The following is a 1232-nucleotide window of genomic DNA, read 5'->3' as shown; positions in this document are numbered from 1 at the left end:
GGAAATGCTGACCGCGATGGCGGTGATCTATTGGCTGATGGGCTATCCGCAGGCCAAGCTGGTCGACTGGATCCACCGCAAATACGGAGTCAAGGAGCCTGAATTCATAGAATAAGCGCAACGCTTGAAACGAGAGGCAGAGAGCCAGCCACCGGTAGAATCCAGGCTCTCACACCGAAGGATTCAAGCGCAGATGACTACGCATTACCGGCAGCTGACTCAGGGACAACGTTACCAGATTGAGGCTGGCTTGAGCGCCGCAGAGAGCCAGGCGAGCATTGCAAAGCGGGTCGGCGTGCATCCCTCGACGATCAGTCGCGAGGTTCGCCGCAACAGCACCCAGAATATCTACAAGGCTGTTTCTGCGGCCCATGAAAGTGATGCTCGTCGAGCGGGTGCGCGCAAGTTTTGCAAGCCGGCGACATGGCTCAGCCATCATCTCCCGGTGTGGCTCAAGCATGGCATGAGTCCGGAGCAGATCGCCCAGCGGTTGAAGCAGGAGCAGCCAAGCCGGGCGGTCAGCCATGAGTGGATTTATCGGTTCATTGCCGCCGAACAGCGCGCCGGTGGTGAGCTTTATACCTATCTGCGACATCGCCGAAAGCGCTACCGGAAACGCTATGGAAGCCACGATCGGCGCGGGCAGCTGCGTAATCGCGTGTCAATCAGTGAACGCCCAGCCGAGGTCGAAAGCCGCGAGCGCCTGGGGGACTGGGAGGGCGATACGGTACATGGACTGGGCGGTAACCTGGTGACCCTGGTTGATCGCAAAAGCGGCTATCTGAGCGCCTATCCGGTCAAGCGCAGAACGCGCCGGCAGGTAACGCGGGCGATCAATCTGATGCTTCAGGGCCATGCCGCTCACACGCTGACGCTGGATAACGGAAGGGAGTTTGCCGGGCATGAACGCATCGCGCTACGGAGCCAGTGCCAGGTCTTTTTTGCAGACCCCTATTCATCCTGGCAACGTGGCACCAATGAAAACACCAACGGTCTGCTCCGCCAGTATTTCCCCAAGGGCAGCGACTTCAGCAAGCTGACCGTCGAAGCCGTCAATCGGACAGTAGCGAGGATCAATCTACGCCCGCGCAAGCGCTTGGGCTGGAAGACGCCGTACGAAGTGCATACAGGGGTGAGCGTTGCACTTATGTGTTGAATTCAGGTGCCGAAACCGCATCCGGGTGCTATACCACTGCCGGTTAGTAACGATGGAGCATCGTCATGAATAATCC

At 58.6% G+C, this 1232-nt stretch carries 1 protein-coding gene; it reads left to right on the top strand.

The genetic code is table 11. The features are described 5' to 3' along the window. Nucleotides 1-193 precede the first annotated feature (193 nt). The gene (locus tag IMZ11_RS42350; protein WP_004577240.1) at nt 194-1156 is read left to right on the top strand and encodes an IS30-like element ISPpu17 family transposase; all 963 of its coding nucleotides are present in this window, start codon (nt 194-196) and stop codon (nt 1154-1156) included. Nucleotides 1157-1232: the final 76 nt, after the last annotated feature.

Origin of the sequence: Microtetraspora sp. AC03309, from assembly GCF_020826795.1 — a bacterium.
Classification (GTDB): domain Bacteria; phylum Actinomycetota; class Actinomycetes; order Streptosporangiales; family Streptosporangiaceae; genus Microtetraspora; species Microtetraspora glauca.
The sequence above is the reverse complement of the archived record's forward strand: the minus strand, read 5'-3'. Positions and strand labels throughout refer to the sequence as shown.

What these genes read in the sequence shown, in the direction of transcription:
- IMZ11_RS42350 (WP_004577240.1), top strand. Translation starts at nt 194, where the DNA reads ATGACTACGCATTACCGGCAGCTGACTCAGGGACAACGTTACCAGATT.